General features: G+C 70.2%; 23 protein-coding genes and 1 tRNA gene. 8 read left to right on the top strand and 16 right to left on the bottom strand.

Annotated elements, in window-relative coordinates; translation table 11 throughout:
* The 8 genes from VFH10_RS18175 to VFH10_RS18140 all read right to left on the bottom strand — a co-directional run.
* Nucleotides 1-364 (bottom strand): CoA transferase subunit A (locus VFH10_RS18175; RefSeq protein ID WP_325131137.1); only part of this gene is annotated, 364 nt, incomplete at its 3' end.
* 18 nt (nt 365-382) lie between these two features.
* A complete protein-coding gene (locus VFH10_RS18170; protein ID WP_325131135.1) occupies nt 383-1426 on the bottom strand; it encodes a YeiH family protein in 1044 nt (347 codons plus the stop codon).
* Nucleotides 1427-1470: 44 nt separating this feature from the next.
* Nucleotides 1471-2070, bottom strand: coding sequence for an RBBP9/YdeN family alpha/beta hydrolase (locus VFH10_RS18165; protein ID WP_325131133.1), 600 nt, complete (start codon nt 2068-2070; stop codon nt 1471-1473).
* On the bottom strand, nt 2067-3398 hold the full coding sequence (locus tag VFH10_RS18160; RefSeq protein ID WP_325131131.1) for an MFS transporter: 1332 nt from the start codon (nt 3396-3398) through the stop codon (nt 2067-2069). The genes VFH10_RS18165 and VFH10_RS18160 overlap by 4 nt, the downstream gene beginning before the upstream one ends.
* Nucleotides 3399-3593: 195 nt before the next feature.
* Nucleotides 3594-4646 (bottom strand): 3-keto-5-aminohexanoate cleavage protein, encoded by a 1053-nt coding sequence (locus tag VFH10_RS18155; protein ID WP_325131129.1) that lies wholly within the window; start codon nt 4644-4646, stop codon nt 3594-3596.
* A gap of 48 nt (nt 4647-4694) precedes the next feature.
* Complete coding sequence (locus tag VFH10_RS18150) at nt 4695-5597, bottom strand: TauD/TfdA dioxygenase family protein (RefSeq protein ID WP_325131127.1); 903 nt, start codon at nt 5595-5597, stop codon at nt 4695-4697.
* A 62-nt stretch (nt 5598-5659) separates the two neighbouring features.
* A complete protein-coding gene (locus VFH10_RS18145; protein ID WP_325131125.1) occupies nt 5660-6655 on the bottom strand; it encodes a quinone oxidoreductase in 996 nt (331 codons plus the stop codon).
* A gap of 91 nt (nt 6656-6746) precedes the next feature.
* A complete protein-coding gene (locus tag VFH10_RS18140) occupies nt 6747-7730 on the bottom strand; it encodes a TauD/TfdA family dioxygenase (RefSeq protein ID WP_325131123.1) in 984 nt (327 codons plus the stop codon).
* Nucleotides 7731-7885: 155 nt separating this feature from the next.
* On the opposite strand from VFH10_RS18140, the gene VFH10_RS18135 reads away from it, so the two are divergent.
* On the top strand, nt 7886-8857 hold the full coding sequence (locus VFH10_RS18135; RefSeq protein ID WP_325131121.1) for an AraC family transcriptional regulator: 972 nt from the start codon (nt 7886-7888) through the stop codon (nt 8855-8857).
* A gap of 98 nt (nt 8858-8955) precedes the next feature.
* Here VFH10_RS18135 and VFH10_RS18130 read toward each other — a convergent pair.
* From VFH10_RS18130 to dnaG, 3 genes are all read right to left on the bottom strand, one after another.
* Nucleotides 8956-9028 (bottom strand) — tRNA-Asn (locus tag VFH10_RS18130).
* Between the two features lie 52 nt (nt 9029-9080).
* Nucleotides 9081-9686, bottom strand: a complete 606-nt coding sequence (locus VFH10_RS18125) for a hypothetical protein (protein WP_325131119.1) — start codon at nt 9684-9686, stop codon at nt 9081-9083.
* Nucleotides 9683-11599 (bottom strand): DNA primase, encoded by a 1917-nt coding sequence (dnaG, locus tag VFH10_RS18120; RefSeq protein WP_325131117.1) that lies wholly within the window; start codon nt 11597-11599, stop codon nt 9683-9685. Before dnaG ends, VFH10_RS18125 begins: the two co-directional genes overlap by 4 nt.
* Before the next feature lie 174 nt (nt 11600-11773).
* On the opposite strand from dnaG, the gene VFH10_RS18115 reads away from it, so the two are divergent.
* From VFH10_RS18115 to VFH10_RS18105, 3 genes are all read left to right on the top strand, one after another.
* Nucleotides 11774-12598 (top strand): hypothetical protein, encoded by an 825-nt coding sequence (locus VFH10_RS18115; RefSeq protein WP_325131116.1) that lies wholly within the window; start codon nt 11774-11776, stop codon nt 12596-12598.
* Entirely contained in the window at nt 12582-13232 is a 651-nt protein-coding gene (locus tag VFH10_RS18110) for a hypothetical protein (RefSeq protein WP_325131114.1), read from the top strand. The genes VFH10_RS18115 and VFH10_RS18110 overlap by 17 nt, the downstream gene beginning before the upstream one ends.
* 115 nt (nt 13233-13347) lie before the next feature.
* Nucleotides 13348-13707, top strand: coding sequence for a PLD nuclease N-terminal domain-containing protein (locus VFH10_RS18105; RefSeq protein ID WP_325131112.1), 360 nt, complete (start codon nt 13348-13350; stop codon nt 13705-13707).
* A gap of 40 nt (nt 13708-13747) precedes the next feature.
* On the opposite strand, the gene VFH10_RS18100 is transcribed toward VFH10_RS18105, so the two are convergent.
* Nucleotides 13748-16423, bottom strand: coding sequence for a LuxR C-terminal-related transcriptional regulator (locus VFH10_RS18100; RefSeq protein ID WP_325131111.1), 2676 nt, complete (start codon nt 16421-16423; stop codon nt 13748-13750).
* A 298-nt stretch (nt 16424-16721) separates the two neighbouring features.
* Here VFH10_RS18100 and VFH10_RS18095 point away from each other — a divergent pair, with 298 nt between their 5' ends.
* Complete coding sequence (locus VFH10_RS18095) at nt 16722-17273, top strand: LURP-one-related/scramblase family protein (protein ID WP_325131109.1); 552 nt, start codon at nt 16722-16724, stop codon at nt 17271-17273.
* Nucleotides 17274-17293: 20 nt separating this feature from the next.
* Here VFH10_RS18095 and cls read toward each other — a convergent pair whose 3' ends face one another.
* Genes cls through VFH10_RS18080 form a run of 3 tightly spaced genes read right to left on the bottom strand, consistent with a single transcriptional unit; the run spans nt 17294 to nt 19331 of the window.
* Nucleotides 17294-18778, bottom strand: coding sequence for a cardiolipin synthase (gene cls, locus VFH10_RS18090; protein WP_325131107.1), 1485 nt, complete (start codon nt 18776-18778; stop codon nt 17294-17296).
* A complete protein-coding gene (locus VFH10_RS18085; protein ID WP_325131105.1) occupies nt 18775-19026 on the bottom strand; it encodes a hypothetical protein in 252 nt (83 codons plus the stop codon). Before VFH10_RS18085 ends, cls begins: the two co-directional genes overlap by 4 nt.
* Nucleotides 19023-19331 carry a hypothetical protein gene (locus VFH10_RS18080; protein ID WP_325131104.1) on the bottom strand — a complete coding sequence of 103 codons (309 nt, stop codon included), beginning with the start codon at nt 19329-19331 and terminating at the stop codon, nt 19023-19025. The genes VFH10_RS18085 and VFH10_RS18080 overlap by 4 nt, the downstream gene beginning before the upstream one ends.
* 214 nt (nt 19332-19545) lie before the next feature.
* On the opposite strand from VFH10_RS18080, the gene VFH10_RS18075 reads away from it, so the two are divergent.
* Nucleotides 19546-19995: a DUF7144 family membrane protein gene (locus VFH10_RS18075; protein WP_325131102.1), complete on the top strand. Its 450-nt coding sequence runs from the start codon at nt 19546-19548 to the stop codon at nt 19993-19995.
* Between the two features lie 240 nt (nt 19996-20235).
* Nucleotides 20236-20859: a hypothetical protein gene (locus tag VFH10_RS18070; protein ID WP_325131101.1), complete on the top strand. Its 624-nt coding sequence runs from the start codon at nt 20236-20238 to the stop codon at nt 20857-20859.
* On the opposite strand, the gene VFH10_RS18065 is transcribed toward VFH10_RS18070, so the two are convergent.
* Nucleotides 20825-22078 (bottom strand): cation:proton antiporter, encoded by a 1254-nt coding sequence (locus VFH10_RS18065; protein WP_325131100.1) that lies wholly within the window; start codon nt 22076-22078, stop codon nt 20825-20827. The genes VFH10_RS18070 and VFH10_RS18065 overlap by 35 nt on opposite strands.
* Nucleotides 22079-22270: 192 nt before the next feature.
* Here VFH10_RS18065 and VFH10_RS18060 point away from each other — a divergent pair, with 192 nt between their 5' ends.
* Nucleotides 22271-24643 carry an arylsulfatase gene (locus tag VFH10_RS18060; protein WP_325131099.1) on the top strand — a complete coding sequence of 791 codons (2373 nt, stop codon included), beginning with the start codon at nt 22271-22273 and terminating at the stop codon, nt 24641-24643.
* Nucleotides 24644-24673: the final 30 nt, after the last annotated feature.

Below are 24673 nucleotides of genomic sequence, written 5' to 3'. Positions count from 1 at the left end.
CGGTCGCGGTGAAGAACGCCGGGATCCCGGTGCCACCGGCCCGCATCCGCTCCGCCAGCGTGCCCTGCGGGGTCAGCTCCACCTCCAGCTCACCGTGCAGGTACTGCCGCGCGAACTCCTTGTTCTCCCCCACGTACGACGCCACCATGCGGCGCAGCCGTCCGGCGCTGAGCAGCTTGCCGAGCCCGGCGTCGTCGAGGCCGCAGTTGTTCGACACCGCCTCCAGCTCGTCGGCGCCCTGCTCCAGCAGCGCGTCGATCAGCACCGACGGGATCCCGCAGATCCCGAAGCCACCCACGGCGAGCGAGGCGCCGCTGGGGATGTCCGCGACGGCCTCGGCGGCACTCGCGACGACCTTGTCCATGACTGTTGTCCGTTCCTTCTACTGGGTGACGAGGAGGAGACCGCCGAGGGTGGCGAGTCCGATGAAGAGCGACCCTGCGGCCGATGCGACCATGACCGGGCCGCTCCGCTTGACGAGTGAGGCGATCCGCACGCTGGCGCCCATCCCGAAGAGGGCTGCGCCGAGAGCAGCGACCTGCAGGTGCGTGATCCAGCCCAGCACCTCTGTCGGGACCACGCCGCTGGTGCGGACGGCCGCGCAGGCGACGAAGCCGACCACGAACAGTGGGATGATCGGTGGACGCTTGCCGCCGGCAGCAGCCGGGCCCCGGAGCCGATGCACCGCACTGACGGTGGCGACGACCGGGGCCAGCATCAGCACCCGCGTCAGCTTCACCACGATCGCCGTGGCGACGACGGCCGCCCCGGCCGGGCTGGCGGCGGCCACGACCTGGCCGACCTCGTGCACAGAGGCACCGGTCCAGACGCCGAACTGCAGGTCGGACAGCCCCAGCGGTGCCTGGAGGAGCGGCAGGAGGACCAGCGCGAGGCTGCCGAAGAGAGTCACCATCGCGATCGACACGGTGACGTCCTCCTCGTCCGCCCCGGCCGTGTCCTCCATCGCGGCGATCGCCGAGGCGCCGCAGATGGCCGTGCCGGTCCCGAGAAGCAGGGCGCGGGACGGGCTCAGCCCGACCCGACGACCCACCCAGGTGGTGAAAAGCAGGGTGGCCACCAGCGAGCTCGCGATCACGCCCAGCAGCGGGAGCCCGAGGGCGCCGACCGCGGAGAAGGAGACCGAGAGCCCGAGCAGCACGATCCCGACGCGGAGCAGTCGCTTGGTGACCCAGCCCAGCCCGGAGCGAACGGACTCGGGCACCAGCCCGACGTTCGCGGCCACGACACCGAGCCCGACGGCCCAGGTCAGGACGCCGACCTGGTCGACGAGACGGTGTCCGAGGAGCGCAGCCCCGAGACCGGCCGCGAGGAAGAGGATGCCGGGGAGGACATGCGTCCACCGGTGTCGGGGCGCGACGTCGCCGTCGAGCCGCTGACGGACCGGAGCCTGGACGGACGTTGCCACGTCCCGTTCAGGAGCCAATGTGCTCACGCTGCCTCCCCGGCTGTTCATGCCTGGACCCGCGAAGTGCCCCGAGCCACCGCGATGGACGTCAGCGCCTCCAGCAGGGGCTCCGCCCAACGCCAGTCCCCGAACCCGGAGGCCGGGTTGAGGTGCCCGACAGGACCGAGGTCGACGAGGTGGCTGCCCCACGCTCCCGCCAGTCCGCTCACGCTCTCGAAGTCGCCGAGGCTGTCGTTGCGGCTCGCCGCGACGATGCTCGGGAAGGGCAGCCGATCGCCGGGGACCGGCAGCCAGCCGGCTGCGGACAGCTGTGCCAGCGAGGGGTACTCGGCCGGCAGCGGCTGTCGCAGGTCGGGCGGAGTGGCGAGCAGCGCACCTGCGATAGGCGTTCCGTACCGCCGCGCCCAGTGCAGCGTCACGAGGACGCCGGCACTGTGCGCGACCAGGACCACCGGCCCCCGGGCGGCCTCGACCTCACGCTGGAGGTCCGCGGTCCGCTGGTCGAGGCCGTAGTCCGCCCGGCCCGGCGTCGGCAGGTGCCGCGTGTTCGGCAGCGCGGCGGCCATGAGCTCCTGCCAGTGATCGGGAGTCTGACCCCGGAGACCCGGGACCAGGACGATCGTCGGCTGCTCGCTCTGGGTCATCGTGACGTCCCGTCGTGGCCCGCAGCGACCGCGACCGGAGCGACGCGCTTGAGGCTGGCCGGATAGGCCCGCCGTCCGGCGAGGAGGACCGCGATCGTGAGCACCGAGACGAAGGGCACCAGCTTCAGCGCCACGTCCAGCCCGAACTTGTCGGCGAGGATGCCGACCACGAACGGACCGGCGGCGAGGCCGAGGAGGTTGTTGGCCAAGGTCAGCGTGCCGAAGGCAGTCGCGCGGATCGACTCCGGCGTCAGGTTGGCGACCATCGCGCCGGCCGGACCCGTGGTACCGGCCGCGAAGAATGCGCCGAACGCCAGCAGCAGCAGCTGCAGGGGGCCGGGGGCAGCGGTGAACGCAGCGCCGATGAACACCAGCGACGTCGCCGCGTAGACGATCGCGGTGGTCCACTTGCGAATCGGCACGGAGCGCGTCAGGCGATCGGTGATCGCACCACAGGCGATCATCCCGACACCCATGATCAGGATGAACAGCGCAGCCGCACCGGCAGCCTTGTCGGGAGCCATGCCGTACGTCCGGTTCAGGTAGCTCGGGAGCCAGGCATAGAGCGAGCCCGCGACGAACAGCTGGACGCCGCTGCCGATGTAGGCGAAGAGGACAGCCGGGGTGGAGAACAGCGCGGACAGCTTGGCGCGGGGCTCATCCCCGGAAGCCCTCACGGCGCTGTCGGGATGCCGGTGGTCGTCGAGCTTCCGGTCGCTGATGAAGACGCGGTAGAGCACGGCCAGGACGAGACCGAAGATGGCCATCACGGCGAAGGACCAGCGCCAGCCGAGCTGGACGGCGATCGCGCCACCGAGCGCCATGCCGATCACCGAACCGAACAGTCCACCGGCCATGAAGGCACCGGTCAGGGACGCACGGCGGGTGGCCGGGAAGACGGCCAGGACCACGGCGAGCCCGACGCTGCCGTAGGCGGCCTCACCGACCCCGATCAGAACGCGGGAGAGCATCATCTGCTCGTAGTTGGCAGCCAGCGCCGAGCCGAGGGTGGCGAAGCTCCAGATGGCGGCCATGGCCACGATGGCCTTGACCCGGCCGAACCGGTCGCCCAGCACGGACAGCGGGATCGCCAGGAGGCCGACGGCCAGCGCGACGACGCTGGTCATGCCGCCGAGCTGGGTGTCGGTCAGGGCCCACTCGGCCTTGAGGAACGGGAAGACGGCCGAGAGCACCTGTCGTGACATGTAGTCCGACAGCAGCAGGCCGAAGGTCAGGATGAAGACGACCCAGGGAAAGGCGCGAGAGGTCTTCTTCGAGGTCGGAGAGGGTGGTGCGACGACGACGTCGTCGGTGGCAGTGATCGCCATTGTTGTACTCCATCGGATGGTCGGGACGAACCGGCAGCACGGACTCCGTTGTCGTGCCGACGAGTGAAGGGTGGGGTGCGGTCCAGGGATCACACCCCTGTGGTGGTCCGGGGACCGCACCCCACGACGAGGTGGGGTGCGGGAGGGAGGTCCCGCACCCCACGGCCGGCTGGGGGAACCGGCACACGCCTGCGATCAGGCGTGGAAGGTGAAGCCGAGCTGACCCGGCTTGCGGTTGGGCGCGTAGCCCAGGCGCGCCAGCGTCTCGTCGACGCTGCCGTAGGACTGACCGATGCGGTAAAGGTCGTGTGCATCCTTGCCGGTGGCGACGTCGCGGCCGAGCTCCTTGGCGATGCGGACGAGCTGCTCGATCTGCTGGACGGACGTGTACTTCTCGCCCTTGCGGCCCCACAGGGTGTCCTCGTTGCCGCAGCGCGTGTGCAGACCCATGGCGATCGCCATGGTGTTCACCGGCAGCACGCTGCGCATCAGCGTCTCCAGGGTGAGGTTCGCACCGTCCGGCACCCGGTTGATGAAGTTCATCATGTTGTACGGGTTCGGACCGTCGAAGCCGCCGCCGATGGCGACCCAGGTCAGGTTCAGCGGGCCCATGTAGTGGCCGCGACGGATCAGCCGCTCGACAGTCTCCAGCTGCGGGATGCTCGAGAGCTGGAAGTGCGGCTGGATGCCGTTGGCGGTCAGGCGCGCGAGGTGCTCCTTGACCCAGGCCGGGTTGGCCGGGACGTACATCTCGCGGTAGGCCTCGTAGACCTCGGGCCGCTCGAACGAGGTGCCGGCGATGTCGTCGTCGGTCATCAGCTCGACGATGTTCATCTGGCTCGTGTTGATGGCGATGGTGACCTGGTCGGGCTTGGGGTCGAGCTCGGCAAGCATGTGCCGCGCGTCGTCCTCGAGCCACTTGGCGTCCGCGCCGTCGCCCTCCGGGGCGAAGGAGATCGAGCCGCCGACCTGCAGGATCATCTCCGGCACGGCCTCACGCAGCCGGCCGAGCAGCTCGTTGAACTGCGACATCCGCTTCGAGCCCTTGCCGTCCAGCTCGCGCACGTGGATGTGCAGCACCGTGGCGCCGGCGTTCCAGCAGTCCACCGCGGCCTGGACGTGCTCGTCCATGGTCAGCGGCAGGTCCTCACGGAAGTCCGCAGGCTCCCACTCCGGGCCGTACGGCGCCGCGGTGATGACCAGGGGCTCCTGGACCTCGGGGAACAGGGCGTCGTCGTGAAAGTGCATCGGTGTCTCCTTCTGACTTCGGTGTCTGTGTTGGGGCTGAGTGGTGGATCAGAAGGGGACGTCGCCGACGATGCCGGCGCGCTCCATCTTCCGGGTGGCCGGCCAGTAGTCCTGGACCGCGTAGTGCTGGGTGTTGCGGTTGTCCCAGATCGCGAAGCTGTTCTTCGTCCAGCGCCAGCGGACCTGGTACTCGGGGGTCGCCGCCTGACGGGTCAGGTAGCTCAACAGCTCGCCCGCACCCGGCATCTGGTCGAAGCCGTACCGCACGTTCTCGGCGGTGTGGTGGTTGACGAAGTGCGTGGTGAAGGCGTTGACGAAGAGGACCTTCTCGCCGGTCTCGGGGTGAGTGCGGACAACCGGGTGCTCGGCGTCGGGGAACCGCTCCTTCATGGCCAGCCGCTGCTCGATCGGCTGGCGTGCGCCGAAGGACGACTGGAGGCTGTGGCTCGCGATGAGGCCCTCGATCTGCTCCTTGACCCGCTCGGGCAGGCGCTCGTAGGCCAGCGCCATGTTCACCCAGATCGTGTCGTCACCGAGGCCGGGCGTCTCCACGCACCGCAGGACCGACCCGAACGGGGGGGCCTGCCTCCAGGTGGCGTCGCAGTGGAATGCGTTCTCGAAGTCGTCGGGACGGGTGTCCTTGTCCTTGTAGATCCGCACCAGGCCGGGGTAGTCGGGGTCGCTGCCGGCGACCGGGTGGTCCTCGAGCGGACCGAACCTCTCGGCGAGCGCGACGTGCTCGGCGCGCGAGATGTCCTGGTCGCGGAAGAACAGGACCTTGTGCTCGAGGAGGTGCTGCCTCAGCTCGGCGAAGAGCTCGTCGCTGCGGGAGACCTCGCCGAGGTCGACGTTGGTGATCTCGGCGCCGAGCGCGGCGGTGAGTCGGTGGACCTGCATGGGCTCGCGCACCGGGGCGTTCACCGGACGGTCCTGGGTGATGGTGACGTCCATCTGGTTCCTACTTCCTGCTGTACAGCAACAGCTGCTGATCGGTTGGGGTGTGGGGGTGAGGCTCAGAGCGTGAAGACCGAACATCCGACGCTCTTGCCGCTCTCGAGGTCGATGTGTGCCTGCACCGCGTCGTCGAGGCTGTAGCGCTGGTTGATCTCGATGTCGATGCGGCCGCTTGCGATGTGGTCGTGCAGCTCGCCGGCGAGCTCGGCCCGCTCCGCCGGGTCGGCGATGTAGTCGGCGAGGGCGGGACGGGTGACGTACAGCGAGCCCTTCATGGCCAGCTCCATCGCGTTGATCGGCGGCACGGCCCCGGATGCCGTGCCGAAGCAGACGAGCAGACCGCGGCGGGCCAGCGAGTCGATCGAGCTCTGGAAGGTCGTCTTGCCGATGCTGTCGAAGACGACCGGGACGCCGGCGCCGTCGGTCAGCTCACGCACTCGCTCGGCGACGTTCTCGCGGGTGTACACGATCGTGTGCGTGCAGCCGTGAGCCTTGGCCACGTCCGCCTTCGCGTCGGTCGACACGGTGCCGATCACGTTGACCCCGAGCAACCGGGCCCACTGGGTGAAGATGAGCCCGACGCCACCGGCGGCGGCGTGCAGCAGCACCGTGTCGCCGGCCTTCAGGTTCGGTGCGATCCGGCGCAGCAGGTACGAGGTGGTGAGGCCCCGCATCGTCGTGGCGGCCGCGACGTCGAACGGGATCGCGTCCGGGAGCCTGATCAGCGAAGCGGTCGGCATCACCCGCTCCGTGCTGTAGGCGCCCAGGGGGCTTCCGGTGTAGGTGACCCGGTCGCCCTCGGCGAAGTCGATGACGCCGGGGCCGACGGCCTCGATGACACCGGCGCCCTCGACGCCCATGCCGGCCGGCAGCTGTGCCGGGTAGAGGCCGGTGCGGAAGTAGGTGTCGGCGAAGTTCAGCCCCACCGCGCGGTGGCTCACCCGGACCTCGCCGGGCCCGGGCTGCCCGACCTCGACGGCCTCCCAGGTCAGGACGTCGGGTCCGCCGGTCTCGTAGAAGCGAATGGCCTTGGCCACGGTGTGTGTCTCCCTCATCGTTTGTCTCGAGCGCGTCCGGGCATGCCGACATCGGGTCGGCATCCCTTGGAAGCAGTGCTGGGTTCGGTTGGGGTGTGTCGAGGGCGTGCTAGACGGCGGTCGCCAGCCGGGACTTCGGCCCGGCGCACCCGCTCGGCAGGCTGATCACGTCACGCGGCACCGCCCCGCCGCGCCCCCCGCGGCCGCCGTAGCCAGGTGACTCCCAGGTGAAGCCGGTCGGCAGATCGCGACCGGTGGGCAGGGTGAGCCAGAGCCGCAGCAGCTGGGGAGACGCCTGGTTCTCTGCGCCGAGCATGTGCAGGGTCGAGTAGTTGTCGACGAGCACCAGGTCGCCGGCGTCGAGCTGAACGTCGACCCGGTAGCGCCGGTCCGAGGCGATCTCGTCGACCAGGTCGAACAGGTCGAGGTCCGCGGAGCCGAGGGACGGCAGGTCCGGTCGGGCGTGAGCAGCCTCGATCTCGTCGCGCCGGTAGCGCATGCTGAGCCGACCGCCGGCGCGGCAGGTGAGCGGCAGCAGTCGGTAGGGCAGCTCCCCGGGGACGGGCTCCGCTCCGCGGTCGAACGCGTAGCGCCCGGACAGTCGCTCGGCAAGGTCGGGGCGGCGCGCGTGGACCTCGCGGACCAGGCTCTCGGAGCTGACGAAGCTTGCGCTGGCTCCGGCGCCAGTGACCAGGAACGCTGAGACGTCGGAGCCGCCGGAGTGGAACCCGGCGTCGGCCGTGGCCGGCACAGACCGGAGCATGTGACCGTCGGTGGTCTGGGGGACGGGGGTGCCCAGGTGCTGCCCCATGGCCCAGAGCAGCATGCGGAGGCCGTGCACGTTGTATCGGCCGGCGTCGAGGCCCCGGACCACGGCGAAGCCGTCCCGCTGCTCCACGAGGTTCACGATCCGACCCAGCTCGGCGGCGAGCCTGGGCACCGCGAAGTCCCGCGCTCGCACGGTCAGCAGGGGTCGGTCGCTGCGTCCGACGTCTGCGAGAGCAGCGTCGATCTCGTCGACGTGCTGGCTGCTGAGTCGGTGGGACCAATTCTCGGCGCCGAAGCGGGCCGCGGATGTCACCGGCTCCCTCATGGTGTCCTCCCTGGACTCCCCCTGTTGCTTGATGTCGACAACGCTACGGCGGCCCGGGCCTGCATGCTTTACCTACGGGGACGCATCACTTATCATCTGGGGACACAGATGAGACGTGGAGCACGTTTTTGCCCCCCTTCGTTCGTTATGCCACGTTGAACCGCTATGTCGAGCTGGCCCGCGAGCTCGGCGTCGACCCGGTGTCGATGATGCGTGTGCATGGTCTGGACCCCGCTGGCCTGGCGAACCCGGACCGACGCTTCCCCGCGGCCGCGGCGGCCCGGCTGCTGGAGGAGACAGCGGCCCTGACCCGGCACGACGACTTCGGCTTGCGGCTCGCAGAGCAACGGCGGATGTCGACGCTCGGGCCGCTCAGCCTGGTGCTGCGCGAGGAGCCCGACGTGCGCAGCGCGCTCGCGTTGCTGCTGCGCTACGAGCACAGCTACAACGAGGCACTGCGGATGACGATGACCGAGCGGAGCGAGTTGGCCACGATCAGGCTCTGGCTCGACTTCGGCGAGGACCTGGAGTCTCGCCAGTCGGTCGAGCTCGGCGTCGGCGCGCTGCACGGAATCCTGCGGGAGTTCCTTCCTGCCGACTGGACCGCGGTCAGCGTCTGCTTCCCGCACCCCGCCCCGGAGCGCCTGGAGACGCACGAGCGGATGTTCGGCGCTCACCTGACCTTCGACCACGACTTCGCCGGCATCGTGCTCCTGGCGGCCGACCTCGAGACGCCCATCACGACGTCGGACCCCCACCTGCGTGCGTTCGCCCAGCAGTTTCTCAGGTCACTCGGTACTCCTCGGGATGCCACCTTCCGGGAGCGGGTACGCGAGATGATCGAGCTGTTGCTCCCCGCGGGGCGGTGTTCCGCCGCGGTGGTGGCTAGCAACCTGGGGGTGGACCGCCGCACGCTGCACCGCCGCCTCGCGAGCCAGGGCGAGACGTTCTCCACGGTGCTCGACTCGACCCGCGCGGAGATGGCGGAACGGCTCCTGCTCTCCGGCCGTTGCTCGATGGCCGACATCTCGCTGATGCTCGGCTTCTCCGCTCCGAGCGGGCTGTCCAGATGGTTCCGCCAGCGCTACGAGTGCAGCCCCTCGGAGTGGCTGGCGCGGCGGTCGTGACGGCCTCCGAGGTCCGCAGGGACCGGCGTGACCACGCAGGTGCCGGACGACGAAGCGGCCTGACTCGCGGGGATGCCGCAGGTCAGGCCGCTTGTTTGCTCCCCCGGTTGGACTCGAACCAACAACCCTCCGGTTAACAGCCGAATGCTCTGCCAATTGAGCTACAGGGGATCGTGCGGGCATACGTTAGCAAGACGCCGACACGTTCACTAAATCGGTCGGGTCAGGCCAGACCGAGCTCCTCCGCGGCCGTCCGGACCCCGCGCTCGGCCATCTCCCGCACGACCGGATCGTCCGGGTCGAGTCCCTCGTCGAGCTCGTAGGCCCAGGTCAGGTCCCCGGTGCCACCGGGCGCCCGGCGGGCCACGACGGTGAGTCCACGGCGTTCGCGGACGACCACCCGCCGCTGGAGTACGACGGACGCGGTGACCCGCTCGCGGACGAAGGCAAGCAGCTGTCCGGGGTCGTCGATGACGTACTCGTGGACCGGCCGGGGCCGGCCGTACTCCCCCACCTCGGAAACGCGGAGCCGGTCGTCGTCGCGGCGCCACTCGGCCGACTCCACCTGCTCCCACGGGATGTGGCGGGTCTCGACGGGCTCGACCACCGGGGAGCCGGGCTCGACCACCGGGGAGCCGGGCTCGACCACCGGAGAGCCGGGCTCGACCACCGGGGAGCCGGGGACCACCACGAGGTGGTCGCGGGTGCCGAGCAGCCAGGTCCCGGCCCGGTCGCCGGCGGCGGCGAGCACCTTGGTGCCGCGCGGCAGGCCGGCCCGCGCGACGACGTCGGCCGGGACGTCGGGCGCCCGGGAGAACAGCCGCCTCACCCCGCGTCGCCGCCGATCGCCTTCTCGCGCAGGGTTCTGCGGTGCTGCTCGAGGGCGACCAGCTCGCCGAACATCCGGTTGTAGTCGGTGGGGTGCTCGACGGGGTTCGTGCGCTGCAGCCTGGACTTCAGGTCGGCGATCCGGCGCATGGCGGTGAGCTCCTGGAGCCGGAACACATGAGCGTTGACGTAGCCCCGGTCGGGGTCCTTGGCGGACAGCACCGGTTCGACGGCCAGCGCGCCGATGGCGTGTGCGACCGGGCCGTCCTCGACGTTGTCGCGCAGCTTTGACACCCACACCTCGGTGGCGGGCGCGGCGGTCGGCCCGCCGCAGGCGGCGACGGCCTCCCACACGGCGCGGTAGACCGGGTGGGTGAAGTCGTCGCCGTCCACGTCACGGGTGGCCGCGCCGACGACGTCGGGGTGCTGCACCACGAGCTTGAGCGTCTCCCGCTCGAGCGAGAACCGCGGGTCGCGCAGGTCGGGCATCGGCTGCGAGGGCGGGCGCTCCGGCGCGGCCTCGACGGCCGGTCCGGCCGGACGGCCACGTCGGTCCTGCTGCGGCCTCGCGGCGCGGCCGGCGGCCCGGCGGACCTCGGACCGGGCCTCCTCGATTTCGACGCCGACCATCCCGGCCAGCTCGCGGGCGAACGCCTCGACCTTGGAGCGGTCGCGGATCGCGGAGACGAGCTTGGCGGCCTCGCGCAACGCGTCGACCCGGCCGTCGGCGCGGTCGAGGTCGTAGCGGCCGACCACGTTGCCGAGCACGAAGCGGTAGAGCGGCACTCGCCGGGCGACCAGCTCACGCACCGAGGCGTCGCCCTTCTGCAGGCGCAGGTCGCAGGGGTCGAGGCCGTCGGGCTCGATCGCGACGTAGGTCTGGCCGGCGAAGTTCTGGTCACCCTCGAACGCCCTGAGCGCGGCTTTCTGCCCGGCGGCGTCGCCGTCGAAGGTGAAGATCACCTCTCCGCGGAACTCGTCGTGGTCCTGAAGCAGCCGGCGCAGCACTCGGCCGTGGTCGTCGCCGAACGCGGTGCCGCACGTGGCGACGGCGGTGGGTACGCCGGACAGGTGGCAGGCCATCACGTCGGTGTAGCCCTCGACGACCACCGCCTGCGACGCGCGGGCGATGTCGCGGCGGGCGAGGTCGATGCCGTAGAGGACGTGGGACTTCTTGTAGATCGGCGTCTCGGAGGTGTTGAGGTACTTCGCGTCGATGCGGTCGTCGTCGAAGAGCCGGCGGGCGCCGAAGCCGATCACGTCACCGTTGGTCTCCCGGATCGGCCAGAGCAGCCGCCCGCGGAACCGGTCGTAGTGGCCGCGCTGACCCTGCGCGACGAGACCGCCGACCACGAGCTCCTGGTCGGTGAAGCCCTTCTGACGCAGGTGCCGGTAGAGGGCGTCGCCGTCACGTGGGGCGAACCCCACCCCGAATCTCGCGGCCGCCTCGCCGTCGAACCCGCGCTCGCTGAGGAACTGCCGGCCGGTGGCGGCGTCCTGCGAGCCGAGTGCGTCGACGTAGAACTCCGCGGCCGCCTTGTGGGCCTCGAGCAGCCGCGGGCGCAGGTGGCCGTCGCGGCGCGGGCGGGCGGCCTCGCCCGGACCGGCCTCCTGGTAGCGCAGCTGCACGCCGTACCTGTCGGCGAGCCGCTCGACGGCTTCGGCGAACCCGAGCCCGTCGATCTCCTGGAGGAACTTGATGACGTCGCCGCCGGCCTGGCAGCCGAAGCAGTGGAAGAAGCCGCGCGACGGCGTGACGTGGAACGACGGTGACTTCTCGTCGTGGAACGGGCAGAGCCCCTTCATCGAGCCGCCGCCGGCGTTCTTGAGCGTCACGTAGTCGGACACGACCTCGTCGATCCGGGCGCGCTCGCGCACGATCGCGATGTCCTCGTCCCTGATCAGCCCGGCCACGGCGTAAGGGTACGTCCCGCGCCCCCCGGCCTTGTGAGCGTCCACAAGGAAGGGCGACAAACAAGGCCCTCATCCCGACCGGACGATGCCCGGCCCGGAACCCGCATGGTCGACTTCGGCCACCGTGCCGGGCGGGATGGCCCGCGGGGACGCGAGTATGCGAGGAGGTGCTCGGTGAACGTCGTCATCGGGGTCCTCGTCGTCGTTGTCTTCACCGCGCTCGCCGTCACCGTCATGCTGCTCGTCCGGCGGAGCGCGCCGGACGGCAGCTACTTCGCTGACGGCGACCGCGCCTCGGGGGTCTTCGGAGTCCTGGCGACAGGCTTCTCCGTGCTGCTCGGCTTCCTCATCTTCTTGTCCTTCGAGTCCTACGACGACTCGCGCACCGGGGCCGAGGAGGAGGCCACCGTGCTGGTGCAGCAGGTCGAGACGGCCCAGTTCATGCCGGCCGCCGTCTCGGAGCGGCTGACCGGCGAGCTCGTCTGCTACGGCCGGTCCGTCGTCAACGCGGAGTGGCGGGCAATGGAGACCGGGACGCTCGGCGACACCGTGAACCCCTGGGGTGTCGCGATGTTCCGGACGTTGGAGACGGTCGACCCGCGGACCGCCACCGAGCAGTCCGCCTACGACCGTTGGATGGACCAGACCCTCGCGCGCGAGCAGGCGCGCATCACTCGGATCCACGGTGCCGAGGGCATCATCCCGATTCCCCTCTGGGTCATCATGTTCGTGATCGGGGGGATGCTCTTCGTCTACATGCTGTTCTTCGCCGACTCGGGAGAGCGGGCCGTCACCCAGGCAGTGCTGATGGCCAGCGTCGCCGTCGTCGTCAGCTTCCTGCTGCTGATCCTCATCTTCCTCGACCGGCCGTACGGCGAGGGGCCCGGCAAGCTGCAACCCCTGGCGATGGAGCGGACCCTCCGGCTCATGGACGCCGTGCAGGAGGCCGTCGACCTCGAGCTCACCCTGCCGTGTGACTCCGATGGCACCCCCCGCTGACGACCGGAATCGCCAGTCCGGCGACTGGATCGAGCTCGTCGTCACGCTGATCCTCGTCTTCGCCGCCGTGGCGACGTCCTGGAGCGGCTACCAGGCCGCTCGGTGGCACGGCGAGCAGGCGGCGGGCACCAACCGCACGGGCGCGATCCGGTTCGAGGCGGCAAGAGCGGCGGGTCGCGCCGACGCACAGACTGAGATCGACGTGGCCACCTTCATCGCATGGGTCGATGCCGACCGGACCGGCCAGGACGAGCTGGCGGACATCTTCGAGGCCCGGTTCCGTCCGGAGTTCCGTACCGCGTTCGACGCCTGGACCGCGACGCAGCCGTTCACCAGCGCCGACGCGCCACCGAGCCCGTTCGCGATGCCTGACTACCGGCTCGCCTCGCGAGACCTGGCCGAGCGGCTCGACCGGGAGGCCGCGGCGTCGGCCGCCGACGTGAGCACCGACATCCAGCGCGCCAGCAACTACGTCCTGACCGTGGTGTTGTACTCGGTGGTCCTGTTCTTCGGCGGCATGAGCACCAAGCTCAGGAGCCGTCGGCTGCGGGTCGCGCTGGGAATGGCAGCGCTGCTGCTCATGCTCGGCACCCTCGTCTGGACGGCCACCTTCCCGATCAGCGTCAGCGTCTGACCGGTGCCCGGCTCATCCGTTCCGGGTGAGGTCGAACGCGTGTGAATCCATCGACTCTTGTGCTGCACGCGGCATTCCGGGTGCGCCTCGTCCTCGACTGAAAGGTCGTCGTCTCATGGATGACTATCCACTCCTCGGAGTCATGTTGACCATGCTCTCGTTCTTCTTGTTCATGGCGTGGATCTTCTGCCTGTTCTACATCTTCCGCGACGTGTTCCGGAGCAGGGATCTCTCCGGATTCGCCAAGGCCGGCTGGGTCTTCCTCATCGTCCTGCTGCCGCTCATCGGAGTGTTGGCGTACCTGATCTCGCGCGGCTCCTCGATGCAGCAGCGCGACGCGCAGGAGGCCGCCGAGCGGGAGCGGGCCATCCAGGAGTACATCCGCACCGTCGCCACCAGCCCGCCCCCGGCCGCTGCGACCGAGACGCCCACGACGGCACCCGCTGCGCCCACGACGCCGGCGCACGCCAAGTAGCTCTGCCGCCGGCCCGCGACCGGCGCGGCATCACCGGGCGTCAGCCCGGGATGAGCTCGAGGTCGCGGGCCAGGCGCACCGCGGCGTTGCGCCGGGAGACGCCGAGCTTGCGCAGGATGTTGCGGACGTGAGTGCGCACGGTGTTGACGGAGATGTACATGGCGGCGGCGATCTCCTCCGTGCTGAGCATCGCCGACAGGTGACAGAGCACCTCGAGCTCCTTCTCCGTGAGGTTCTCGACGGGCGGTGCGGGGGCAGCGGCCTCGCCGTTGGTCGGTCGCACGTCGGGGACTCGCCCAACCGACCTCGCCCCGACCCGGAGCACCCAGGCGTGGTCGGCCGACAGCTGCGCGTCCTGCACCAGGAGCTGCCGAACCGTCGGTGACGCCTCGTGGAACGGCCGGCGCAGGCTCGCTCCAGCGGCCAGCCTCAGTGCCTTCCCGAGCTCGTCGCGGGCCCGGGTCGGCGCCCCGGTCCGCAGGTGACGAGCGCATTCGAGCAGCCAGGCCGAGACCCGGATGGAGGGCGATGAGTCCCGGCTGAGTGCCACGGCGACGGCGTCCGCTGCACCTTCCTCGTCGTCCAGCCGGAGCTTGGCGACGCCCACCGCCAGCGCTGCCTCACCGATGCTGCGTCGCTGCAGGACAGCGAGTGCCGTCAGCAGGGCCTCCTCCGGCTCACTCCCCGCCTTTAGCAGGGCGATCTCGGCGAGAAGCCGGTCGGCGAGCCAGCCGTAGTGGTCCACGACGTCCGCGGCTGCTTGCTCGAGACGTCCGATCGCGCCGGCGCGGTCCCCCTGCATCACCTGGAGGCGAGCCTTGACCAGCGTGAGCGCGGTGCGCGGGACGGGGTCGCCGAGCAGGAAGTCCGATCGCTCCGCCGCCCGGACGTGCTCCATTGCGGCACGCACGTCGTACTGCTCGACCGCGACCCAGGCGAGCGCGACCTGGGGACTGGCCGACCGGTCGCCGGTGCCGATGCCGGCCTCCTCCGCGACCGCCAGTGCCCGCCTTGCCAGCGACTCCGCACGGTGCACGTCGCCGGTCCAGCTCGCCACGACCGCCAGGTGGCCGATGCACTCGATGAGCAGGGGGGCGGTGCCGGCGGCGACCGCGGCACCGATCCCAGCGGTGAGGACGTCCTCCGCGTCGGCCAGGCGTCCCTGCCTGGTCGCCGCGATGCCCTTGCTGGCCAGCACCATCGCAGCCAGCTCCGGGTGACGCTCTGCCTTCACCCGGTTGTCGCGAAGGCCAAGCGCCCGCTCGGCCGCCTCGGCGAGGCTCGCCGCCTCCGTCGGGTCCTCCGAGAAGCGTGCCCGCACGGCGAGCAGCAGCGCCACCGCAAGGTGCACGGCCTGGTCGTGCGCGGACGCGTCGTCCGTCGAGCGGTCGGCGACACGGGACAGCTGCTCGTTGAATCGCTCGGTGTCTCCGTCCCCGAGCGCGAGCGTCGCGCGCACCACCGTGGCAGCCGGGTCGTCGACGTCGTCGGGCAACGCCCGCAGGCTCTTGGCCAGCGGGCCGGTCCCGTGGGCGAGCAGGAGCTCCCCGACGGCGAGCTGGTCGACGACCTGCTGGGCGGCCTCCGACCAGGCCCCGATGGACGCGAAGTGGCGGACCGACGGGGTCAACAGGTCATGGTCGGCGAACCACCCGGCGGCCTTGCGCTGCAGGTCCTCCATCTCGTCGGGGGCGGAGTACGCGAGCTCTGCACGCAGGAGGTCACGGAAGAAGGGGTGGTACCGGAAGTGTCCAGGGTGCTCGGGGACGCTCTCGATGAACACGTTGACCCTGACCATGAACGCGAGGGTGCGGGCCGCGGAATGTCCTGCCAGCGTCTCGGCCAGGCCGGGCATGATCAGGTCGGGGACGCTCGTCGCCATCAGCAGCTGGCGGACGTCGGGGGTCTGGGCGGCCAGCACCTCGCCCATGAGGTACTCCGCGATGTTCCCGCTGCTGCCGACCACCTGAGCGACCGCCGCGTCCGGGTCCTCCCGGTCGGCCAGCATCCGTCCGGCGAACCGAAGCCCGGTCACCCAACCCTTGGTCCTGGCGTTGAGCTCGCGCAACGACTCGGGGCGCAGGGTCACACCCATCAGCGCGAGCAGCTCTTCGGCCTCCGCGTCCGCGAACGCGAGATCGGCCATCCGGACCTCGGTCAGGGTCTCGTCGAGTCGGTAGCGGTACAGCGGCAGGACCGGGTCGGCGCGTGTGGCCAGCAGCAGGCGCAGCCGGTGTCCGCTGTGTCGCAGCAGGTAGTCCAGGTCCCGCGCCACCGCGGGTGCGTCCAGGTCGCAGCCGTCCACGACGATCGTGACCCGCGACTTCTCGGCGGAAAGGATCGAGGCCAGCCGCCGCCTCGCGCTCGGGTCCAGGGCCGCACCGGCGACGGGCAGGGTCAGCGCAGCGACGGGGACCCCCAGCCGATCGAGACAACCGACGAGACCCGGCCAGAACGGCTCGTCCGGACTCTCGAACGTGATCCAGCTGACGCGCTCGGTGCACCTCGTCGCGACCCACTCGGCAAGCAAGGAGGTCTTGCCGCTGCCGGCCGGCCCGCTCACGAGCAGCAGGCCGCAGTGGTCGTCGCGGTCGAGCAGGTCGAGCAGCCGGGGGCGCGAGACGTGGAGACGTGGCACCTCGGGGGCGCCGATCCAACCGGATCCCTCGATCCGGCTGTCGCTACCGCTCTCGTCTCGTCCCGGATCCGAGCTCATCCCAACGCCCTCGCCTTTCTCCCACCGTCGGGGCCACCGGTCGTCGTACGGCAGATCTCGACAGACTCGATCAACCGATGTGCAGACGCTACCTGCGATGACCGGTCTTCCACGGTATTTCGAAACCGGCCAGAGCACATGACGCGACCGGGCCATGACAAAAGCCGCAAAAGCCATCCCCAGCCGACAACCAACCGATGGATGTCCGGTGCTTGCTTGCGCGGTCCTCGTCCTACGGAGGTGATCCGCACAAGGGCGGCCGGTGCAACCCTGGGACTGCACTCGACAGGGAGGCACGATGGGCATCGGCGAACGACGCGCGCGGCGCAAGCAGGAGCGCAGCGAGTTCGGCCCCCGAGGCACGGCGGTCCGCTACCGCATGCGCGAGAAGCTGGTCTCCTTCGGCGACGACTTCTGGATCGAGGACGGCGAGGGCCGAAAGGTGGTCCGCGTCGACGGCAAGGCGCTACGGCTGCGCAACACACTGGACCTGGAGGATGCGCACGGGGAGGCGCTGTGCCGCATCCAGACGCGGGTCATGCATCTGCGCGACACGATGACGGTCGAGAGACCCGACGGGAGCCGGATGGCGACCGTGCACAAGGCCCTCGTGTCGCCGCTGCGAGAGCGGTGGAAGGTGGACGTGGAGGAGGGTGAGGACCTCGACGTCCAAGGGAACATCGTCGACCACGAGTACGTCGTCGAGCGCGACGGGCGCAAGGTCGCCGAGGTGTCGAAGCGATGGTTCCGCATCCGCGACACCTACGGGGTGCAGGTGGCGCGCGACCTCGACACGACGCTCGCGCTCGCCGTCGCGGTGGCCCTCGACGCGATGACCGACGGTCGTTAGCGAGGTCCGATCGACGGTCGCTACTGGAGGGCGGCGGTCAGGCGCATGACGTTGTCGACGTACTTCTTGAGGGCCGGCCTTCGGCTCCACTCATCGAGGGTGAGCTCCCGCGAGAGCGCCCGGTAACCGTCCTCGACCTTGCGCATCCGGTGCACGACCTCGGTCCCGAGCACCATCAGGGACACCTCGTAGTTCAGCGCGAACGAACGCATGTCCATGTTGCTGGAGCCCAGGACGGCGACGTCGTCGTCCACGCTGAAGTGCTTCGAGTGCAGCACGAAGGGCGCCTGGTAGAGGTAGATGCGCACCCCCGCCTCGAGCAGCGCGCGGTAGTAGGAGCACTGGGCGTGGTACACCATGAACTGGTCACCCTGCTCGCTGACGAACAGCTCCACCTCTACGCCGCGGTGCGCCGCGGTGGTGACGGCGTCCAGCAGCGACTCGTCCGGTACGAAGTACGGACTCGTCAGTGAGAGCCGCCGCTGCGCGGCGTGGATCAGGGTGGTGAAGGCCCTGAGGTTGTTCTCCGAGGAGTATCCGGGTCCGCTGGGGATCACCTGACAGGTGAGATCCCCGGCGGGAGGGATCTCGTGGAGGGGGAGGTGCTCCGCGGTGAGCGCCTGCCCGGTCTCGCTGTACCAGTCGGTGTGGAACAAGGCATCCAGAGCCGCGACGACGGGACCCCGCACGCGTGAGGTCAGCTCGACCCACTCGCGGCCCGCGCGGTGGTTCTTCTCCTTGTTGTAACCGGGCTCGACGAGGTTCTGCGACCCCATGAACGCTACGTGGCCGTCGACCACGAGGATCTTCCGGTGGTTGCGGAGGTCGGGGCGCCGGAACGGCTTCTTCCACGGTTCGACCGGGAGCATCGCCCGCCAGTCGACGCGAGTCTCGCCCAACCGCCTGACCATGTCCTTGTACCCGGGTATCCCCTTCGAGCCGAGGTGGTCGAACAGCACCCGGACCACGACGCCGCGGTCCGTCGCGTCGACCAGGGCGGCGAAGAACGGGTCGGTCACCTCGTCCCAGGCGCTGATGTAGAACTCGACGTGCACGAACCGCTCGGCATCCTGGACCGCCGCCGTCATCGCGGCGATCGACTCCCGGTAGTCGGTGAAGAGCTCGATCGAGTTCCCTCCCAAGGAGGGCAGCGAGCCCAGGTTGCGGTTCAGGGTCGCCACCGAGCGCACATAGGTCGGTCCGTCGAAGCCCGGGTCCAGGGGCGGCACGGTCTCGGTGCCGGCCCTGATGCGCGCGTCGGACTCGGCCTGCCGGAGGTGCCGCGCCCGGCCCAGGTTCCGGCCACCGAGCAGCAGGAAGAGCAGGATCCCGATGACCGGTACCGCGAAGATGAGGAGGAGCCAGGCCATCGCCGCCGCGGGCTTCCGGTTCGCGGGGACCAGGCCGAGCGCGACGACGGCGGCGACGTACCACGCAAGACCCAACGCCAGGCCGACGACTGCCGACAGCCCCGGCAGCCAGCCGGCTTCGACCGCGAGAGTCATCCGACCGTCCCGTCCACGGAGCCGTCCTGTGCGGCCGGCAGCCGCGACACGCTCTCGATGGACAGGCCGTGGGAGTCGAGGACCCGGACCAGGTCCACCACGTCCGGGGCGACCGCACGGATGGTGGTGCACGTGTGCGGCTCCTCGACGCTGCGGCCAGGCCGGACTGCGCAGCGAAGAACCGGACCGAGTGACCCCTGGACGGTCAGCTCGAAGATCCCGCCGCCGGCCGGCGCATCCCGCCTCACGAGTCGCGCCCCGCCTCACTGCGCACGGCCACGTCCCCGGCGACACCCTCGGGGAGCCGGCGTACCTCCACCACGTCGAGCCCGAAAGCACGGAGCCGGGCCAGGAAACCGTGCAGCTCCGCCTGGTCGACGAAGTGACCACGTAGGGACGTCCTCAGCTCCCGGGAGCAGACCTCGACGTCGGCCAGCTGACTCAGGACGCCCTCCTCGACGGAGCCCGTCACCCGCACCTCGAACACCTGACGCTGCTCCGGCCGCGGTGGGCGCGACTCCTGCCCGGCAGCTCCCGCCGAGTCTTCGTCCATGATCGTCACCACTTCGAGCCGGCCGACGTGGCGTCAGCACTGAGAGCATCCTCGTCCGCGAGCCCGGTTGCGGCATCGTCCGGCAGTGATGATCGCCGCCCGCGGGCGGGAGCCACTGGGGTGCTGGGCCTCGCACGGGTCACCCGCGTTGGGTGACGCCGCCGGGTTCCCGGCGGCGCATGCTCGAACCGGCCCCTGAGGTGAGGAGATCCCGATGACCCAGTTCGCAGGGCAGCAGCCCATCCCCCCGAGCCCCACCAGTCCGGACTACGTGCCTCCCTCGGCCTGGGTCGGCTGGACGGCATTCGCCGGTGTGCTGATGGTGATGATCGGCACGTTCCACGCGTTCCAAGGGCTCGTCGCGCTCTTCAAGGACGAGTACTTCCTCGTCGGCAAGGAGGAGCTCGTGGTCACCATCGACTACACAGGCTGGGGATGGACCCACATCATCGTCGGTCTCATTGTCGTCGCGGCGGGCTTCGGCGTCTTCGCGGGGAAGATCTGGGCTCGCACGATCGGCGTGATCCTCGCGGGCCTCAGCGCGGTGGTGAACATGGCGTTTCTGAGTGCCTACCCGATCTGGTCGATCCTCATGATCGCGCTCGACGTCGTCGTGATCATGGCTCTGACGGTGCACGGCTCGGAGATCAAGGCCGGCGCCTGAGCCGAGCAGTGGGCTCGGCCGGCGCACTTCGTCCAATGAGGGTGAGGGAATCGTCGCGGTGCGCTCCTAGCGTTGAGGTCCCGGTTCACCCCGGGCGAAGCGGAAGGTGAGGCTTCTCGGGGGGTCTACAAGGCGGAAGGTGGCCGTCCGATGAATCGGCATGGCGTCATAGGGGGCCCCGGGCTGAGTAGGCGCGACCTCGTCGTCATCGCCGCGGTGGCACTCGGGTTGTCGTGCTCGATGACCGTCTGGGGCGTCCGCTCGTCGCTGGCACTGCTCGTCAGCTTCACGTTCACGGCAGCGGTCATCCTGGGCGTGATCACCGAACGGCCCGCCACGGGTGTCCACACGGGCATCGCGGCCGGGATCTGTCTGGCCGCGGGGGTGGGCCTGGTCGCCGCGCTCGGCTGGGTGGGGTTCCTCATCGTCGTCGCCATGCTCGCCACGTCCCCCGCCCTCCGGACCAGGCTCGGCGGCCGATGGGGGTTACGACGACCGCCAGCGGCTCGCCTGGACGACACCCGGGTACCTGCCGAGGACGAGGACTCGTTCGAGCCGGTGCAGCGGGTCGAGAGGGAGCCGGCGGACCTCAGGACCCTCGACGACGCCGCCCTCTGCCTTGCGTGGAGACGTAGCTTCGTCCGGCTGGAGACACAGCGCGGTGCGGCCGCTCGCCTGGCCATCGTCGAGCAACGCCAGCGCTACCTCGACGAGCTCCAACGCCGCCACGGCGCGGCGTTCCAGACCTGGCTCGAGTCGGGCGCGCGGGCCTCCGGCAACCCGCTGCCGTACCTCCGCGACGGTCAGTCCCCGGAACCGGGGCACTCCTTCAGTGACGGCCAGGACCCGGAGTCCCCCGTCTGACCCGAGTCCGGCGGGCTGCCGATCCACCCGGCTGCGCCGCGGCGCTCTCCGCGAACCGGGCCGAGAGCGGACCCGCGCTCAGTCCGTGCAGCAGCACGCTCAGTACGACGGTGAGGGCGATCGTGGCCACGAGCTCGACGACCACGTCGTGAAGCGTCTCGAGTGCCAGCAGGGCGAAGATCACCGACGCGAGCCCGCGAGGCCCGAACCACCCGATGAACGCGACCTCCCCGCGAGCAGTCCCGGACCCGAGCAGCGCGAGCGCGACCGGCAGCATCCTGACCACCGTCAGGCTGAGCAGGGCAAAGACCAGCTCGCGCCAGCCGACGTGCTCCGCGAGCGTCGGGACGGCGAGCGCCCCGAAGAGAAGCCAGGCGATCAGCGACGCCAGGCTCGCCGTCTCCTCGACGTAGGCGACCTCCCGAGCGCCACCGGAACCCGCCTCGCGTCCGAAGAGCAACCCGCCCACGAACGCAGCCACGAAACCGTTGCCCTCGACGACGAGGGCCGTCGAGTAGGACAGAAGGGCGAGAGCCAGCACGGCCGGGCCCGCCAGATCCGTCAGCAACCAGCCACGCCGTCCGGCGGTCCGCATCAGGCTGCCCCCGCCGGCACCGACCACCGAGCCGACCAGGACCCCGACCACGAGGCTGGCCACGGCGCCGCCGGGCGACTCGGCGTTCCCCAGCCCGTTCGCCGAGGCCAGGCCGGCGACAGCCAGGAGCACCACGGGAGTGACGATCCCGTCGTTCAGGCCGCTCTCGATGTTGAGGGTGCGGCGCGTGCGTTCGGGCACCCGCGGATCAGCCATCACCGCCGCGCCCAGGGCGGCGTCCGTCGGCGCCAGCGCGGCCCCGAGAAGTAGTGCCGCCCACGGCTCCACGCTGAGCAAGGTGACGGCCACGACGGTCCCGAGCGCGACGGTCATCGGCAGCGCGACGCCCAGCAGGCGCACCTGCGTCCCGAGATCGGCCCGGAGCCTCCGCAGGTCGACCGCCGACGCGTCCGCGAAGAGCAGCCAGACCAGTGTGACCTCGGCGAGCAGCTTCACCGGCTCGACCTCGGCCTCGAGCTCGAGGATTCCCAGCACCTCGGCGTACACGAAGCCCGCGGTGACGAAGACGATCGGCGCGGTGAGGAACACCGCACCCACGCGGGCCGCGAACGCCCCGAAGAGCACGATCGTGGCCAGCACCACGGAGATCGAGAGCGCGTCCATCAGGCTCCGACCTCCCGTCGGCTCACCGCCTCAGCCTCGCTCCTCCACGTGCCGGATGTCGTCATTCGGAACGGGTGACTGCCCGCGCACCGGATCACCACGCCGGGGTGAAGCGTGGATGCCCGTCCGCGACGAGGATCTGGGCGAGCACCGCTGCCCCTGCGCGTGCTGGAGCCGAGAGGAACCCTTCGGATGGACCCCCAGGAGAGCAACGCCCGGCGAGACGTGCTGCCGGTCCCGGACCGGCCGGTGAGCGGCCTCGTCACCTACGACGCCAAGGACCCGGACTGGTCGAACCCGCCCATCGAGAGGCCCAGGCCCCCGTCGGGTGCCCCCAACGTCCTGGTCGTCCTCCTCGACGACGTCGGCTTCGGTGCGTCGACCGCCTTCGGCGGGCCGATCGAGACTCCGAACGCGGAGCGTCTTGCCGCCAACGGGCTCAAGTACAACCGGTTCCATACGACCGCTCTGTGCTCGCCGACCCGGGCCGCCCTGCTGAGCGGCCGGAACCACCACGTGGTGGGGATGGGCGGCATCACGGAGATCGCGACGTCGGCACCCGGTTATGACTCCCGACGGCCCAACACCTGTGCGCCCCTGGCGGAGATCCTCAAGCTCAACGGCTACTCCACGGCGCAGTTCGGCAAGTGCCACGAGGTCCCGGTCTGGGAGACCAGCCCGCTCGGCCCGTTCGACAACTGGCCGACGGGGAGCGGGTTCGAGTACTTCTACGGCTTCATCGGCGGCGAGGCGCACCAGTACTACCCCGCGCTCTACGAGGGCACCACGCCCGTGGAGCCGGACCGTTCGCCCGAAGAGGGCTACCACCTGATGATCGACATGACCGACAAGGCGATCGGGTGGGTCCACCAGCAGAAGTCCCTGATGCCGGACAAGCCGTTCTTCGCCTACTTCGCACCCGGTGCCACACATGCGCCGCATCATGTGGCAAAGGAGTGGTGCGACAAGTACGCCGGACGGTTCGATGACGGCTGGGATGCGCTGCGCGAGCGGACCTTCGCCCGGCAACAGGAGCTCGGCATCGTCCCGCCTGATGCCCGGCTCACGGAACGTCACGCCGAGATCCCCGCGTGGGACGACATGCCCGAGGACCTGTTGCCCGTGCTGCGGCGCCAGATGGAGGTCTACGCGGGCTTCCTCGAGTTCACCGACCACCACGTGGGTCGTCTGCTGGACGCGCTCGAGGAGATGGAGATCCTCGAGGACACGCTGGTCTTCTACCTCGTGGGTGACAACGGGGCGTCCGCCGAAGGCACCATGAACGGCACCTTCAACGAGATGATCAACTTCAACGGCGCGGCGACCCTGGAGACGCCGGAGTTCCTGCGGGCCCACCTCGACGACCTGGGCGGCCCGGACTCCTACAACCACTACTCCGTGGGCTGGGCGCACGCGATGGACACGCCGTACCAGTGGACGAAGCAGGTGGCGTCGCACTTCGGTGGGACGCGCAACGGCACGATCGTGCACTGGCCGCGCGGCATCGAGGCGCGCGGCGAGATGCGGACGCAGTTCGCGCACGTGATCGACATCGCCGCCACCGTCCTCGACGCGGCGGGAATCCCGGAGCCGACGATCGTGCACGGCGTGCAGCAGACCCCGTTGCAGGGGGTCAGCATGACGTACTCGTTCGACGACGCCGCCGCAGACGAGCGCCACGAGACGCAGTACTTCGAGATGTTCGGCAACCGCGGGATCTACCACAAGGGCTGGACGGCGGTCACCCGCCACACGACACCCTGGCTGCTTCTCGGCCACAAGCCGCCGGCGTTCGACGACGACGTGTGGGAGCTCTACGACACCGGGGTCGACTGGACACAGGCCGAGGACGTCTCCGCGCAGCATCCGGACAAGCTCCACGAGCTGCAGCGGCTCTTCCTGATCGAGGCGGCGCGGAACAACGTGCTGCCCCTCGACGACCGGGTCGCCGAGCGGATCTCCGCCGACGTGAGTGGACGGCCCGTGCTCGTCAAGGGCACCCGGCAGCGGCTGTACGGCGGGATGGGCCGGCTGTCCGAGCACTCCGTCGTGAGCATCAAGAACACCTCGCACGCGGTCACGGCGGAGATCGTCGTGCCGGAGGATGGCGCGCAGGGCGTGGTCGTCGCGCAGGGCGGAAGCATCGGCGGATGGAGCCTGTACGTCCGAGAGGGGCACCTCTGCTACTGCTACAACCTGTTCGGCCTGCACCGCTACAAGGTCGTCGCCGAACAACCTCTCGAGCCCGGGCTGCAACAGGTCCGGATGGAGTTCAGCTACGACGGACCAGGTCTCGGGAAGGGCGGCACCGTCGGCCTGTTCGCCAACGGGACGAAGACCGGGGAGGGCAAGGTCGACGCCACCGCCGCGATGATCTTCTCGGCCGACGACACCTGCGACGTCGGCCGGGACGACGGCGCCCACGTCGCCGACGACTACCCGACGCCGAACCGCTTCACCGGTGAGATCAAGTGGGTGGAGATCGACGTCGGGGCGTCGGCGGAGGACCTCGACCACTACCTGTCGCCGGACGAGCTGTTGCGGGTGGCGGTCGCCCGGCAGTGACGCCCAACGCCGGCAACGGCGTCGCGGCGT

Source organism: Nocardioides sp., from assembly GCF_035697785.1.
Classification (GTDB): domain Bacteria; phylum Actinomycetota; class Actinomycetes; order Propionibacteriales; family Nocardioidaceae; genus Nocardioides_B.
This window is presented reverse-complemented; position numbering and strand designations above follow the sequence as displayed.